Annotated in this window: 8 protein-coding genes; 2 read left to right on the top strand and 6 right to left on the bottom strand. The window is 42.4% G+C overall.

What is annotated here, in order from left to right; all coding sequences use genetic code 11:
• Positions 1-982: tetratricopeptide repeat protein (locus tag AACT52_RS20800; RefSeq protein ID WP_443216662.1), on the top strand; the 982-nt coding region annotated here is incomplete at its 5' end.
• 487 nt (positions 983-1,469) lie between these two features.
• Positions 1,470-2,510, top strand: a complete 1,041-nt coding sequence (locus AACT52_RS20795; protein WP_073633170.1) for a CHAT domain-containing protein — start codon at positions 1,470-1,472, stop codon at positions 2,508-2,510.
• 615 nt (positions 2,511-3,125) lie between these two features.
• Here the strand turns inward: AACT52_RS20795 and AACT52_RS20790 are convergent.
• From AACT52_RS20790 to AACT52_RS20765, 6 genes are all read right to left on the bottom strand, one after another.
• Positions 3,126-4,307, bottom strand: a complete 1,182-nt coding sequence (locus tag AACT52_RS20790) for a catalase (protein WP_073633169.1) — start codon at positions 4,305-4,307, stop codon at positions 3,126-3,128.
• 354 nt (positions 4,308-4,661) lie between these two features.
• Positions 4,662-6,296: a peroxidase family protein gene (locus tag AACT52_RS20785; protein ID WP_073633168.1), complete on the bottom strand. Its 1,635-nt coding sequence runs from the start codon at positions 6,294-6,296 to the stop codon at positions 4,662-4,664.
• 482 nt (positions 6,297-6,778) lie between these two features.
• Positions 6,779-7,798, bottom strand: a complete 1,020-nt coding sequence (locus tag AACT52_RS20780) for a DUF2235 domain-containing protein (protein WP_073633167.1) — start codon at positions 7,796-7,798, stop codon at positions 6,779-6,781.
• A 487-nt stretch (positions 7,799-8,285) separates the two neighbouring features.
• Positions 8,286-8,606 (bottom strand): hypothetical protein, encoded by a 321-nt coding sequence (locus AACT52_RS20775; RefSeq protein ID WP_143172835.1) that lies wholly within the window; start codon positions 8,604-8,606, stop codon positions 8,286-8,288.
• On the bottom strand, positions 8,593-10,026 hold the full coding sequence (locus AACT52_RS20770; RefSeq protein ID WP_073633165.1) for a hypothetical protein: 1,434 nt from the start codon (positions 10,024-10,026) through the stop codon (positions 8,593-8,595). The genes AACT52_RS20775 and AACT52_RS20770 overlap by 14 nt, the downstream gene beginning before the upstream one ends.
• A 361-nt stretch (positions 10,027-10,387) precedes the next feature.
• Positions 10,388-16,252 carry a hypothetical protein gene (locus tag AACT52_RS20765; protein WP_143172834.1) on the bottom strand — a complete coding sequence of 1,955 codons (5,865 nt, stop codon included), beginning with the start codon at positions 16,250-16,252 and terminating at the stop codon, positions 10,388-10,390.
• Between the last annotated feature and the right edge of the window lie 418 nt (positions 16,253-16,670).

The following is a 16,670-nucleotide window of genomic DNA, read 5'->3' as shown; positions in this document are numbered from 1 at the left end:
CAACCAACCCCAAAAAGCCGCTGATTTGCTCAACGGAGCGATCGCCTCTGCCAACGAGATTCAGGTTTCCTATTACAAAGCCTTTGCCTTAAGTGCCATTGCCGAAGCCTATGGCAAGCTCAACCAACCCCAAAAAGCCGCTGATTTGCTCAACGGAGCGATCGCCTCTGCCAACGAGATTCAGGTTTCCTATTACAAAGCCTTTGCCTTAAGTGCCATTGCCGAAGCCTATGGCAAGCTCAACCAACCCCAAAAAGCCGCTGATTTGCTCAACGGAGCGATCGCCTCTGCCAACCAGATTCAGGATTCCCCTTCCAAAGCCGATGCCTTAAGTGCCATTGCCAAAGCCATTGGCAAGCTCAACCAACCCCAAAAAGCCGCTGATTTGCTCAACGGAGCGATCGCCTCTGCCAACCAGATTCAGGAATCCAGTAACAAAGCCAATGCCTTAAGTGCGATTGCCGGAGCCATTGGCGAGCTCAACCAACCCCAAAAAGCCGCTCCCTTGCTCGAGAAAGCGATCGCCTCTGCCAACCAGATTCAGGAATCCCGATACAAAGCCGATGCCTTAAGAGCGATTGCCGAAGCCATTGGCGAGCTCAACCAACCCCAAAAAGCCGCTCCTTTGCTCGAGGGAGCGATCAACTCTGCCAACCAGATTCAGGAATCCCGTGGCAAAGCCGATGCCTTAAGAGCCATTGCCGAAGCCTATGGCAAGCTCAACCAACCCCAAAAAGCCGCTCCTTTGCTCGAGGGAGCGATCAACTCTGCCAACCAGATTCAGGAATCCCCTGGCAAAGCCAATGCCTTAAGAGCGATTGCCGAAGCCGCTGCGAACCTGGAAAAGTGGGGACAGGCACTGAAAGCTACGCAACAATGTCCCAGTAACGATTGTAAGGTGGAATCGCTGACGAAGGTTTTAACGGTTCATGCCGAGCAGCGGCATCCTGAGTTGAAGGAGGAGAAGGAGGAGGAGGAGTGAACTTTTTTTAAACAGCGATAATTAGCCAACTGACAAGTTTACGCTTGCGCGATGCTTTGGAGGAGACGCCTTAACTCCACAACAGTGCGATTACCTACTGAGCAGCATATTTTACAATCTTCCAGAAAAATACATACTCAATTTCTATCAAAATTCCAAATACCAACTTACAGCGGTTTGCAACTGGCTAAGGTACAAAAAGAAATAATGAACCACAGATGGACAACGGACACTTGCCACACCGGGGGGAACCCCCGCAAGGCTGTGTCCTCCAGATGGACACAGATGCATTTGTAGTTCAATACGGTTCAGATAAGACCAAAATTCTTAGTACGACCACATTGTAGAGACGCGCCATGGCGCGTCTCTACAGAGAACACGAATGCCACTAAAATCCTTAACTGAACCGTATTGATTTGTACTTCATCCAATTGAATTGCGCTGTATTTTCCCAAAACACATATAAAAAACCATATCAAATAACACCGTGAAAAAAATCCTCATCCTCTCCGCCAACCCTAAAAACACAAGTCATTTGCGCCTAGATGAAGAAGTGCGGGAAATCAAAAACACACTGCAACTCTCTCCAAATCGAGAGGAATTTCAAATCATCACAGAATCTGCGGTACGAGTGGATGATTTAACCCGCTTTTTGTCTAATCATCAACCAACAATTGTTCACTTTTCCGGACATGGCTCTGGTACTGATGGATTAGCCTTGGAAGATAATTCTGGACACGTGCAACTTGTCAGTACACAAGCCCTGGCAAAGCTATTTGATTTGTTTCAGTCACAGGTTGAGTGTGTTTTACTCAACGCCTGCTACAGCGAATCACAAGCCACAGCAATTCACCAATACATTGATTGCGTGGTGGGGATGAATCAGGCGATTGGAGATACGGCGGCGATTAAGTTTAGCGTCGGATTTTATACTGCCTTAGCAGCACTCAGGAATTATGAAGATTGTTTTCAAATGGGTTGTACCTCGATTGATTTGCAAGGGATTCCAGAATATTTAACCCCAGCAATCAAAATTAGGCGACGGCGTTATCAGACAGTACAGCCAACAAATCCAGTCAAATCTGATAAAGATAATGGTATGAATAATGACAACAAAGGCGGACAAAACCGTTCAGTTTCTATTGGAGATAATGCCACTGGTAGCGCAATTATAACGGGAGATAGTAGCACTGCAAACGTCAATTTTCAACAAGTCAGTTTACCCGCACCTGCAAGCGTCAACATACAAGCAGAACTCAATGCCTTACGTGAAATACTAGTGAAGTTAGAAACCTCAGACCGTCGTAAAATTGACAATGCCTTTGCTGATGCACAGGAGGAGTTAAATAAGCCACAGCCAGATAAAGATGAAATAGGTGATGCATTAAACCGAGCCTTGAAATATGCCAAGAAAGCTGAAGGGTTTGCCTGTGCCATGGACAAACTTCAGCCCCATCTCACTAAAACTACTGCTTGGCTAGGTGATAATTGGCACGAATTGTTAAGTCTGGTGAATTTAACAATTTGACTTGGTAAGCGGTTACGCAAAATTAACGAAAAACCTAACCCCCCAGCCCCTTCCCTGCAAGGCTATCCATGACCCGGATCTATACTTTTCCAGAAATTGACCCAGAAATTACAGCAGTTTTCACGTATTTGAACCACACTGTAAGGGCACAGTAATGCTGTGCCCCTACGCCAAATGTGGTCTATTTACCTGAAAATAGCTGTAAACTCTTGGGCTAATACTAACGTGAGTTAGATGTATCCTGATTTGACCCCTCTCCAAACCTCTCCCCTTGTAGGGGAGAGGCTTAAAAATCCCATTTTTACGTAGCTCCTCCCTCTCCTGCAAGGAGAGGGAGGTTGGGTGGGAGAGGTTCTGAGAACTCACGTTAATACTAAGTTGCATTCATGACTTACACCTCACCCCGCCCTGACGGGCACCCCTCTCCGCGAGCTCGGAGAGGGGCAGGGGGTGAGGTTCTTGAACGCAACTTGGGCTAACTATCAAAAAGTTGTAACTGTCGCTTTAAGCCACCAAACGTCTTAACAATTGGAAACCAATTGTTTCAATTATGTTGCTTGCCGGGAAGCATTGACAAAATTTAGTCGCTTTTAAATTGTCACTAATGGTGAAAAGTCAGACAGTTGGTTCCTGGTATTTGACTCCTCGTTTTTCGTGACGGTTATTAGCAACGATAGGATAAACAATGCTGCGTAACCGATTGATCGCACCGACAGGACGATGCACTGCTAGACCATTTCCAGGAGAAAAACTGAGATCTTCCCCAAAGTCATTTTCTTTGGGAGAATGAACCGTCTGATGCTTAACTGTCAGACGACCAACTGTAAAGAAGGGTGATTCCTCTTCATTCCAAACAATGGTACTATCATCAATGGACATTTCTGGGCTAGTTTGAAATTGGATTTGAAAATCCCAACAATATTCAGCATCAGGCTTTGCTAAAGCTTGAATGATATCCTCTCGGTAGTAGTTGTCCTCTGAACCTGAGGTTTTGGCACGCTGAAGCTCACTTTCTGGTCTGGACTCTAAAGGAAGCGGTTGATGAGGTGGTTGAGTGGAAACTGGAGTAAATCCATATTTAATCACAGCCGGATATTCCACAGGAACTCGACCTGGTTGGGATGGATCAAAATCAGATTTGAGTCCCAAAGAAAACGCTGAAGCACTCCAATAGCGTTCTGTAAGCAAACTCTTGGGAAACCGTTTGAAACTGGTTTTGAGAAGTGTTGATTCGTAGGGATGCAACGTTAGCCATAAAAGCACCAACAGCTTAAGAACCGGAGACAGCCCTGCTCGATAAATCGCTGTAAAAAAGCTGTGGAAGTCTTTGATGGTTCTAATAAAAAAAAGTTCGGTATTGTGGACAATAATATCTTGGGTGTGGAACTCGTGACTTTGCGGTAGTCGTTCTCCTTCTACCCCTATCACTTTTACCGCCATGGAGCGCGTATCTCCTTCATAATCATTCTTTACACTAAACGCACCACTAGCAAATCGTAGCCACACTGGATATTGTTTCGGTTTTGCAAATAAACCTTGTTTTAGGGAAATGGCATTAAGTTGAGCTTCAGTTAATGAGGTGCGTTTGCTCAATTCCTGCTTAATTGCTGCTTCATCAAAGTCAAAGATTTCTAGAGTTCCTTGAACAGCTGCGTGGGTTTTAGAGTGGGTATCTCTCTTTGCAATTTTTTTCTTATCACCCCCGTAAAGATTGTCCATGTTCTTTTTAACTAGCTCGCTCATGAGAGCGCAATATTTGGTTTCGTCTTTTTCTGGGTATTCGGTAAATAGTTTCATTTTTTTTTAAGAAAGGAGGATTAATAATCAGGTGAATTCGTCAAGCAAGAAGAAAGAATGTAAAAATCTCCCCTTTGGTTATAGAGTAAGAGGAGTATTGTTCAGAGCGATCGCTCTTGCCAATCGCTCCAAAAACAATGCAATCTCTTAGAGGATGTCTGAGAAGTCAAAAATGTCATGCTGTTAGCGTAGCTCCTCGCTGTGCGAGGCACGGAGCGCCAGCGCAGTGAAGCATCTCAAAAATTAACGATAAACAGGGATTCTGAGTCCCAAGGGGACACGCTGCGCGAACGCTCCACTTCGTTACGCTCAGAATGACAAAATATACCGTCCACAAACTTTTCAGACATCCTCTCAAAGGTCAAAAGTGACTTTGTACTTTTTCTCTGATGGTGGAACGTTGCGATTCACTAAATCTGAGACTGTCTTGGTATTTTGAATAATTTCCCAACCCACAGGAGAAAAAGTGTCTTTATTGAAGATAGTGGGTGATAGTAAAGGATTATTCAGCGCCTCAGAAAAGGCATCAATTCCAATTAAGCGTGCGACTAAGGGAGGGATAGTTGAATTTTTCCGCACCTCCTCCGCGTAGATTCCCACATAAAACTCAATATTATCAACATGACCATATAATTCTTTGAGTTTCTCTTGAGCAAATTCATCGCCAGTAATTTGCTCAAACTTGGTCACTCTGGGGAAACCACACATTTCTCGATAATCGTTATAGCTTGCCAATTGCAGCTGTCGTCCCAATCTGATTGAGGGTAACTCAGTTAACTCAACCAATATATCAGGGGTGTTGAATAAACCAATTCTTGTACCTGGTTGGGAACAAGTTTCCTCCATTAATGCTCCCAAACCTTTATCAATAAACATCTTATTGTTCCACAAAGATGTAGCAATATGGGTTGGTTGACCGTCATAGATAAAGGTTTCAGGAATTGCACTATGCCAACGATAAACAAAATCAAACTCAATTGTCATCCAATTGGGACGATACCAACTTTCCTTCACAAAAGCTTCCGGATCGGCAAACAACTTAAAGTGATAGGGAGTTATGTGGTTAATGTACTCTTCCATGATGATTTTTAGAATAATCGCCATGAGAATATTTCTTGATGTTTGGAAGAGCCGTTCATCATCCCAATCTGGATAATTGCTTGCTAATTCATCACAAAGACGATTATGTTCACGGATACATAGAGTATTGAGCATGACATAGCCAATTTGCACATTTGCTCGTTCTACTCCCATCGCAAACAGATATTGTTTTTTATCTACAGGCAGTCTTTTTTCATCATTAATGGGTTCATAAAGACCGTCAAATTGAGGGTCAACTATACCCTGTGCTGGGTCGGCATAATAAAACAAGGGATATTCTTCTTCTACACCATCTTGGCGCTTGAGTTTCTGAGTTTTAAATTTACCTCCTTGAAAGGTTCTTAAAAGATGTGTTCGTTTTCTGTTTAAACCATAAACATTACACAAATCAATTTCATGGTTAGAAGTATTTTTTAATTTCTTTTCCTGAGTGTGATCGATGCGGAGAAAACTATCGGTAAACCACTGCACCCAATAGGGAAACAGCATAGTTGATTTAGGAGAATAAATCGTTTTACCATCTCTTTTACGAAATAAAACCGCCAAATCTTCGACTTTAGGCAGATTCTTCTCAGAGTTCAACTTTGGATCAGGCGGTAAATGTCGTCCAATATAAGTGCGATCATTAAGTAATTCCCAGGAAGTGTAAGTATCAGTTTTCTTAGGAATTTTAGTATCAGGAATATACTCATCCAGAGTCATCATACTGTAGGGATTAGGACGAGTAGGAATTTTGTATATGAGACTATTGATCAGAGTTTTATTAACTTTGTGTTTCAGAAATTCATTACTTTGGACAATTTCCCAAATACCTTTAAAATTTGTTAAAAGGAATGTCTGAAGTTTGTTATCAAACCCGTCTTTAGATGTGTCTCTTTTTCCAGCCATAATTGTCTTTACCTTTCTTTTTTCAAATTATGTATTACAGCGTTTTTCGCTCTAATTACACCACAAATTGTAGGGTGGGCATTGCCTCTAAAGCTTGCTTAATGGACATTTGAGATATTGGTGAGCAATGCCCACCTTACTGATTAGACTACAAATTGTAGGGTGGGCATTGCCTCTAAAGCTTGCTTAATGGACATTTGAGATATTAGTGAGCAATGCCCACCTTACTGATTAGACTACAAATTGTAGGGTGGGCATTGCCCCTAAAAGCTTGCGTAATGGACATTTGAGACATTGGTGAGTAATGCCCACCTTACTGATTAGACTACAAATTGTAGGGTGGGCATTGCCCCTAAAAGCTTGCGTAATGGACATTTGAGACATTGGTGAGTAATGCCCACCTTACAAGAGAACGCTGTAAGTGTGGTTCAACCTAGAATCTCCAGCTTTTGCTAAAAGCGAGGAAATGTCAAGAGATCGCATTAATTCAGTTTGTCAAGAATTTTTTCGAGATTCTTGGGTCGATAGTCCTTGCGGGTTTTCAAACGGTAAATTGCGCTTTCATGAAGATCCTCAATAACATCGCTGACCTCACGAAACTTGATTCCTGCCAATTTAAAGAATCCAACATCGTTCTTAAAGTCACATTCATAATCGGGGTTGATGCCTGTCGGAATCACACTTGGATCTAAGTCAAGCCCCAATTTTAGGTTACCGATGGAATCAATCATCCACTGTAAGGCAGCATCTGATAACCCGCTGTATTCTTCGGTTCCACCGCCAACGCAGCCGTGCGCACCTGGAAACCATTTTTGAATCACCCGCTGATTTTCAGCTTCAGGATGCTTTTTCATGGGAGTGACGTCAAAGATTTCGCGGATTTCGTCGATCGCTACAGCGTGCAATGCATTCTCAATACATTTATTTAAAGTAGTGTCATGAAATCTGTAGCGCTTATTGAGTTGCTCGTTCAACTTCCTGAAAGCGGGTACCCCAGGAATACCAAGGGCACCGACGGTGTCAAAACAACCGAGCAAGGTGATCGGGACGCGACCGCCGTGAATTTCACGGTATTCTACTGCTGTCTTATCCTTGGGTTTAATACCTCGCTGACGATAAAGCTCGTAAGCTTCATGTGTTTTGGTGACATAAGGTCGCTTTAGGAGTCCGGAACAATAGATCATCCCCGCTAGACTCCTAACTGTGTAAGCACCGCGACTGAAGCCGAACAGATAGATTTCGTCACCAGGAACATAGTTGAGGCTAAGAAATCGGTAGCCATCTTCAATATTTTTATCGATTCCTAGTCCGGTGGCTCCGCCTAAAACTTTTTGACTCTCGATTCCAATGCCATCGTCGTAGAACACAATCTGTGGAACCCCATCACTGGCAATTGGTTTCACAGATTGAGCCAGCTTAACCACATTGCTTGGGTAAGGGCTTGTTAACTGTTGCCAGGTTCCATCACAGCAAACTATAAGACGTTTTCCGGGTTTTTTCATAGTTCTATTTCAAAGCCTTTGAGTCATTCAATCAACTTTTTATCAAAATGTGAGTTCGGCATAGAGCCAGGGCAAAGGCATTTCATATATCAACATAAGTAAATTGGCACAATTCAACGAAGTATGTAACGTTTTGTAAGGGCAAAGGGGTGCATATTAAAAGGTGTAAGAATTGGGTCAAGGTTCAAGGGTAAATGGTAAAAGTTCCTCATTCCTCTTTTCCCTTATAAAGGTTTTCTCCTTGGAATAAAGCCCCTTTACCCATTGCAAAATAGTTCTGTTTATTTACGCCACCTACTTATGTCTACTTTGATAAATGCTAAGCGTGAAAATTGCTTTAAATTATCGATATATTCTCACTTTTTTAATAAGAATGCAAGGACAGTTAAGACAGTTGAAATTAATTAAATATTAAAATCAATTTTAAGGGAAAATGAGAGGGCGATCGCTCATTTAACTATCCATATAGTTGCTCTGTACTACTTTGTCAAAATTTAGATGCGTTTGCCAGTTTTGCCTTTAACATATGGCAATAAGCGATCGCATGACTGCGGACACTCCGTGCGATCGCACTAGCAGCTTTTAGTTCATCTTTACGGTGTACAACCCCGTGCCGATTGAAGAAAATATGTAGAGCAATCGCCCAATCGTTGCGTTTGTAAACAGGGATTTTGGCGATCGCACAGGTGCCAGCGCCCGCGCATGGCGATTGCGAAAAGCGCAGTGCCAGAATGCGATCGCTCACACTTGTTAGTGCAACTGAATTACATTGCCTTGCTCGTCGTTCCGCGTAGTTATGAACCAGCAATCTGCTCTTGCTGTTTGTGATCTATCAAGATAGGTCTGAACCGCTCGAAGTTGTTGATATCTACGCAGGGCGTACAATCGAGCTTGGTTTTAAGTTCAGCACTGAAGGAAATGAGCTGATCGGCAAGAACCTCACGGTCGGTTAAGCAGCCTTTGATTGCTATGAGTTCTCCCAGAGTCCACTCATACAGATGTCTGTCTGCATTGTTCATTATTACAATCAGTTCGTTCTTGGTTCTAAGGATTTGATTGAGAAGCTCATCTAGCTTGGCATTGATCAAATTCGCAATCAGGATGTTAAATGTCTCTTTGCCACCTATTATATGGATTAGTTCATCAACGTACTGCCCAACCAGAATTAAAAATGTCTGATTCCACTCGGTGCGGATGCTCGAAATCTTGATGTCAATATCTCTGTAGACTTTATTAATCTTATTGTTAATTGCAGTACTGTTAGCAACGAAGTTTATAATCTCACTGTTAATGAGAGCGTTGTTCATGACACCGTAGTGTAACCGCTGGTCAATGTAGTGCTGTAATTCCTCATTATCATTCACAATGTAGTGAGTCATTAATGGGATGTTATTTCTTATCTTCTGCTCAAAGGTTTGGTCGATTTGCTGAGCTATATACTGGTCGATGTAATCCTTGAATTCCTGCTTATCCGCAATCTTGTTGATAATGAATCCGATGTTGTTATTTATCTTTTGCTCAAAGATTTGGTCAACGAACTTGTTGACCTGCTGCTGACGACGACGTCTCCGGAACCACCATATAGGCAAACCCAGTAGTCCCAGCAAGAGCAACCACGGCAGCGATATAAATGGATTTTTAACAAGGGAGTTCAAGGTATTTTCTACAGGCGAGGGTGTCCGATCCTCTGAGTCAACTTTTCTTCCCGAAGGCGATGTATTGTTTCCGCCAGGTATGGGCGAGGGCTGACTCGTCTGTCCTGTTCCAGAAGGGTCTCCAGAAGGTTTATTTGTAGAATTTTGTGTAGCTTCAATTTTTCTTCCGGAAGGCGATGTATTGTTTCCGCCAGGTATGGGCAAGGGCTGACTCGTCTGTCCTGTTCCAGAAGATCCAGAGGGTTTGTTTGTAGGATTTTGTGTAGCTTCATTACTCAACACTCCAGATGATGGGTTGTTTCTTCCTGCTGGTTTTGACCCTCCTTCAGTACCTCCACCTGAAACACTATTTTTCTTAGATGAGGGGTCATTGACCCCTTGTACTTGATTATGTTTTTTATGAGACGATACCTGAGGCTGTCCTCCTATCTCTTCTGTAGACTTTTTTTCACTGTTCAAATGCCTGAACTGTTTGTCAATTAAATAAGATGGTGCATCAGACAAAACGGGGGTTGGGATCAACACAGCCAAGAAAACTGATACCCCAACATATGAATATCTTTTTTTTGCCATAAGTAGTATTTCCGACCCTCGCAAAGTAATTTTTTATTGACCAGAGGTGCAGATTGAAATATCTTTAGGAAGTATTTTATAGTTAATAATTCCTGTAACAATTCAGACAGTTGGTTCCTGGTATTTGACTCCTCGTTTTTTATGACGGTACTCAGCAACGTTCTTGTTAAAATATGCTGCGTAACCGAGTGATTGCACCGAGATAGTCAGGAAAAAAATCAAATAGCGATTCCGTAAATCATTTTTTGTGTCAATTTTTTCACTTTTGTTTTATTGAAGTAGGTTGCGTTAAAGCAACGCAGTAACGCAACCTCTACACCATCAAATTTGAGCTAACTTAGCTTTCAGGGCTGAAGTCTAGTTATTTGCTTCCTGGTAATTGCTGCGATTGTTGCTTCGGCTCTAACACAGGTTTGAACGGCTTGATGGTTTGGATGTCCACGCAGGCGGTTCCATCCAGCTTGGTTCTGAGTTGAGCGCTAAAGGTGACTAGCATCTCGACAAGAACCTCACGGTCGGTTAAGCAGCCTTTGATTGCCATGAGTTCTCCCAGAGTCCACTCATAGAGTTGTCTGTCTGAATTGTTGATGAGTACAGTCAATTCGTTCTTGGTTCTGATGATTTGGTTGAGAAGCTCATCCACTTTGATGTTGATGATATTCGCGACCTGAGTGTTGAATGTGTCTCTGTCGCCTATTATGTTGATCACTTCATCAACGTACTGTCTCACCAGATTTAGGAATGTCTGATTCCACTCGTTGCGGACGCTGTCAATCTTGATGTCAATATCTCTGTAGACGTTATTAATCTTGTTGTTAATTTCCGTACTGTTGACAACCAAGTTGACAATTTCGTTGTTAATTTCAACGTTATTGGTTACGTTTTGCTGTAAGCGTCGGTCGATGTACTGATCTAAGCCCTCATTGTTATTCACAATGTTCTGGGTAATCACTGGAATGTAATTTCGTACCTTTTGCTCATAAGTGTTGTCAATTTGCTGGCTGACGTACTGGTTCAGTTCAATATTGTTATTGACAAGCTTCTGAGTAATAACTCTGTTGAATGTCTCTGTGCCACCTATGATGTTGCTCAGTTCATCCACGTGCTGTGTAGCCAGATTGATGAATGTCCGATTCCACTCGTTGCGGAGGTTGGAAATCTTGTTGTCAATTTCAGTACTGTTGGCAACTAAGTTGACAATGTTGTTGTTCACTTCAGTGTTGCTGGTGACGCTGTGCTGTAAGCGCTGGTCGATGTACTGGTTGAATTCCTCATTATTATTGACAAGCTTCTGAATAATGAGTGTATTGAATGTGTCTGTACCACCGATGATGTTGCTCAGTTCATCCACGTGCTGTGTAGCCAGATTGATGAATGTCTGATTCCACTCGTTGCGCAGGTTGGAAATCTTGTTGTTAATTTCAGTGCTGTTGGCAACGAAGTTGACAATGTTGTTGTTCACTTCAGTGTTGTTGGTGACACTGTGCTGTAAGCGCTGGTCGAAGTACTGATTTAACTCCTCATTGTTATTCACAATGTTGTGAGTAATCGCAGAGATGTGATTTTGTACTTTTTGCTCAAAAGTGTTGTCAATTTGCTGGCTGACGTACTGGTCAAGCTCAATATTATTGTTGACAAGCTTCTGAATAATGAGTCTGTTGAATGTCTCTGTACCGCCGATGATGTTGCTCAGTTCATCCACGTGCTGTGTAGCCAGATTGGTGAATGTTTGATTCCATTCGTTGCGCAGGTTGGAAATCTTGTTGTTAATTTCAGTGCTGTTGGCAACGAAGTTGACAATCTGGTTGTTCACTTCAGTGTTGCTGGTGACGCTATGCTGTAAGCGCTGGTCGATGTACTGGTTGAATTGCTCATTATCATTGACAAGCTTCTGAAGAATGAGTCTGTTGAATGTCTCTGTACCGCCGATGATGTTGCCCAGTTCATCCACGTGCTGTGTAGCCAGATTGATGAATGTCTGATTCCACTCGTTGCGCAGGTTGGAAATCTTGTTGTTAATTTCAGTACTGTTGGCAACCAAGTTGACAATCTGGTTGTTCACTTCAGTGTTGTTGGTGACGCTGTGCTGTAAGCGCTGGTCGATGTACTGGTTGAATTGCTCATTGTTATTGACAAGCTTCTGAAGAATGAGTCTGTTGAATGTCTCTGTACCGCCGATGATGTTGCCCAGTTCATCCACGTGCTGTGTAGCCAGATTGATGAATGTCTGATTCCACTCGTTGCGCAGGTTGGAAATCTTGTTGTTAATTTCAGTGCTGTCGGCAACTAAGTTGACAATCTGGTTGTTCACTTCAGTGTTGTTGGTGACACTGTGCTGTAAGCGCTGGTCGAAGTACTGGTTTAACTCCTCATTGTTATTGACAATGTTGTGAGTAATCGCAGAGATGTGATTTCGTACCTTTTGCTCATAAGTGTTGTCAATTTGCTGGCTGACGTACTGGTCAAGGTCAGTATTGTTATTGACAAGCTTCTGAATAATGAGTCTGTTGAATGTCTCTGTACCGCCGATAATGTTGCCCAGTTCATCCACGTGCTGTGTTGCCAGATTGATGAATGTCTGATTCCACTCGTTGCGCAGACTGGAAATCTTATTGTTAATTTCAGTACTGTTGGCAACTAAGTTGACAATCTGGTTGTTCACTTCAGTGTTGCTGGTGACACTGTGCTGTAAGCGCTGGTCGAAGTACTGGTTTAATTGCTCATTGTTATTGACAATGTTCTGAGTAATCACATCTCTGTGATTTTGTACCTTTTGCTCAAAAGTGTTGTCAATTTGCTGGCTGACGTACTGGTCAAGGTCAGTATTATTGTTGACAATATTCTGAGTAATTAGGTTGACGTTATTGCGTACCTTTTGCTCGAAGGAGGAGTCAATTTGCTGATCGACATGCCGATCAATGTACTGGTTGAGTTCCTGCTTATTGACAAGGTTGTTGATTATTAATTCGACGTTGTTACGTATCTTTTGCTCGAAGGAGGAGTCGATTTGCTGATCGACATGCCGATCAATGTGCTGGTTGAGTTCCTGCTTACGTACAACGTTGTTGACAATTAATCCGATGTTGTTACGTATCTTTTGCTCGAAGATTTGGTCGATTTGCTGATCGACATGCCGATCAATGTGCTGGTTGAGTTCCTGCTTATTTAAAATGTTGTTGATAATTAATCCAATGTTGTTACGTATCCTTTGCTCAAAGGTTTGGTCAACGTACTGGTTGATTTGCTGGTTAATTCTCCTCGAGATCTCAACGTTGATTTTATCTTCTACTAGCCTGTCTAAGTAGCTAGACCAGCTTTGCAATTGCTGGTTCAGACTAAACTCCATCTGCTCCTGATAGGCATCCATCGTAAACCTGACTTTTGCCACTTCTACAGCCAGGTTCTTAAAGTGCTTCTCGTAGTTCTTCAGGAGCCACTGTTCGAGCTGATCCCAATACTTAGCTTCCAGTGTTACATCGTTTTCATCTATTACCTTGATAGATGCATCAATCTGCTGTAACTGCTCCTCCCACTTTTTCTTGAACTCGTCTTCGTTAAAGCGGAAGGTGAACTGTGTCGAGCTGTTCGCACCCACTGCTTCACGACTGACAGATCCACCAGATGCACCTGTTGTGCCTTGAATATTTGTCACATTCTCCGTCGAGCTGTTCGCACCCACTGCTTCACGACTGACAGATCCACCAGATGCACCTGTTGTGCCTTGAATATTTGTCACATTCTCCGTCGAGCTGTTCGCACCCACTGCTTCACGACTGACAGATCCACCAGATGCACCTGTGCCTTGAATATTTGTCACATTCTCCGTCGAGCTGTTCGCACCTACTGCTTCACGACTCGTGGATCCACCTGTACCTATAACTGTCACACTGTTTGTAACAGTCCTGGTTGTAGTAGTCTGTCCTTGCCTCTGTTGTGTAACGTTATTATTCTCTTGCTTTTTATAGTTCTCAGCCAGTTCAGTTGCACTCACTGGCTCGATTGCCAGAATAATTTGTCCTTCATTATCTTCCTTGTAGGTGTCAAAGAATAAACCTGTCAAGGTAGTTTTTTCTTTGACCTCTAAAACGATTTCATCTTTGAGACCATTCAATGAAGACCAAGTTTCTTCAACTTCGATGCCAGTCAGTTTTGTAATAAATTTTCCGCCTTTGACCCAAAGTAAAGCCCAAGGTTCTAGCTCAAACTTCTTGTTATCTGACCAATAAGTTGCATTGCCTTCACGAATTTTGATGCGATAGTTTCCGGGATTTAATTCAATGAAGTTAGCGCCCGATTGCTTCAAACTGGACAGGGTATTTTCATCCAGTACATAACTATTGCGTTTGCTGTCTACTGTTAAAGTTTGAGGATTGAAAAATGGCTTATTACTGGTAATTGAAAGCTCAATTGAACCACTATTGTCATCCTTGTTAACATCAAAGAACAAGGCGTTGATAACGGCTTTGTCTTTGACCTCTAACTGCAAATGATCATTATATCCATTTAAGGTTGTCCAGGTCGCACCTACCTCATAACCTGTGGTTTTATTGATAAATTTCCTACCATCAACCCCATAGATCCAGAGTAAGACAAAAGGTTCTCCCTCTGTTTTCGCCTTGGCATAACTGTAGCGACCGCCGGTAATCTTGATATCAAAAGTACCTTTCTCTAAAGTAAAGGAAGTAGCAACATTTTGTTGCAGATGGTTCATTTGGTCGGGGTTGATAACATAACAATTGTTTTTGGTATCAATTGTTAAAATGCTCATATCTTCCTCCTTGATACTTTTGCTTTCTTGAGAAACTGCTGCTGGTGTACCTTGAGAAGTTTTTTCTTCTTTTGTTGTTTCAGATTTTTCGTCTGAGTTGACTTCTGAGGTGGTTTCCGTTGTTACTACCGTCGCTGGTTCATAAAGAGTGATGCCTGCCCAACGACCGACAGGATCGGTCGTGGCAACTAAAGTTCCTTTACCCGTGGTAGTATCAATACGGATTAATTGACCGTCTTTACCTAAGTTAAAAAACTTACCAGTCACGCCATAGAGAACATCGCCAACAAATTCCATGCTGGCAAGAGCAGGAAAGCCAATATCGCCGATCGTTTTAACTTCACCTGTATCGAGGTTGTAGCTTGCTAATAACTTCTTCTTGTCGTAACCAATCAAGGTAATATAAGCTTTGCCATCAGCATCAAATGCAACTTCGCCACAGTTGTAGTCTTTATTTGCTACCGATACTACTGGCGTACCTTTACCTGTTTCCAGATTAATAGCAATCAGTTGTTTAGCTGTTGTGGCGTAGAGGCTTTGACGCTGGCGATTGTATGTTAAGCCAGCACAGGCAAAGCCAATATCACCAATTACCGTAGCATCACCTGAATTCAGGTCAATTTTAACTAGTCGAGTCTTGTCACCATCCCTATCAAGTCCATAAAGTTGGGAACCGACAAAAGCAATGTCAGAAACCTCTGTCACTATCTCGCCAATAAAAGTCGCTTTACCTCTGGCTAAATCCAGAGTATAAAGTTTGCTTAATTCATTGGAGACACAATCTTGGATATAAACCGCCCCTGGTATGAGCTTATTAGTTTTAGCTGTGCGGCTACCACAGATAACTTTTTCTAAGACTTCACTAAAACCACTGATAGCGTCTCTATCCGTAAAAGATTGTCCACCTGTTGAGGTTGCAAGTCTGGCGTATTCGGTTTTGATACCTTCTTGATGTTTGCTCTTTGAAGTTCCAAAGTAGGTGTGAACGGTAACTCCTGCTGCTTGAGCCTTTTGGATAGCCAAATTAGCAGCTTTCACATCCTCTTGCTCTGTTTTACCTCCACCCCCTTCGAGTGCTTCATCGCCGAGATAAAAGATAGCTCGTGCTGCATCTTTGCGCCAATCAAAGTAATCTGAGATGTCTTCAATGGCGCGAGCTGCATCTTCCTGCGCTCCTGCGTCTGCAACTTGTCCTTTTTTTCTACCCCGAAGTTTGGATTCAGGTACCTTCTTTTGAGTCAGATAAGCTCTAATAGTTTGGTCGAAGTTTGTACCTTTCCAAGTACCTTCTATACCCAACCAAACGACTCTTAAATCTGATGGACAAGTAGATTTCGCTTTGGCGATCGCACTTGCAGCAGCATTGCTCAAAGCTTGCGCTTGGTCTTTCATCGAAGGACTAGTATCGATAACAATAACCAAATCAACAGCAGGTATAGAGCTTGCTTGCTTACTCACGCTTTTTTCCTTTTTTTTCTTTTGGTTGAAACCGAAGAATTTCATACTTCAAGGGTCTATAAGTTATAAATCACTTGGAATGCAAGATTCCTTTGAATTCATCCTTATCTTTTGCTGTTCGATAACGCTGTTTTTCATAATGACGTTTTTCACCATGATTAACAAGGTCTAAAAACTGGTCAAAAAATAACTAATAGCCAGATTTTTTCTAGCCTGGCTATGTTTTTGAAGATTCTCCAATAAACTCATTCTTTTTTACAGCATGGGTAGATAGTAAAAAAGATTTTCTACCATTTTTTCTTCCGTTTTTATTCTATTTCGGGCACGTCGAGTGATTTGAATTAGTCAGACACGTCGAGTGATTTGAATTAGAGCGACGCACACAAGATTCTAAAGAGGATTGCGTCCAAAAGCGTCA

It is taken from the genome of Scytonema sp. HK-05 (assembly GCF_963872035.1).
Lineage (GTDB): Bacteria > Cyanobacteriota > Cyanobacteriia > Cyanobacteriales > Nostocaceae > Kalymmatonema.
Note: the sequence above shows the minus strand (reverse complement) of the source record. Positions and strands in the feature narration are given on the sequence as shown.

Coding starts and splice junctions, on each gene's coding strand:
- AACT52_RS20785 (WP_073633168.1), bottom strand. CDS start 6,296: ATGGCTGGAAAAAGAGACACATCTAAAGACGGGTTTGATAACAAACTT.
- AACT52_RS20790 (WP_073633169.1), bottom strand. CDS start 4,307: ATGAAACTATTTACCGAATACCCAGAAAAAGACGAAACCAAATATTGC.
- AACT52_RS20770 (WP_073633165.1), bottom strand. CDS start 10,026: ATGGCAAAAAAAAGATATTCATATGTTGGGGTATCAGTTTTCTTGGCT.
- AACT52_RS20780 (WP_073633167.1), bottom strand. CDS start 7,798: ATGAAAAAACCCGGAAAACGTCTTATAGTTTGCTGTGATGGAACCTGG.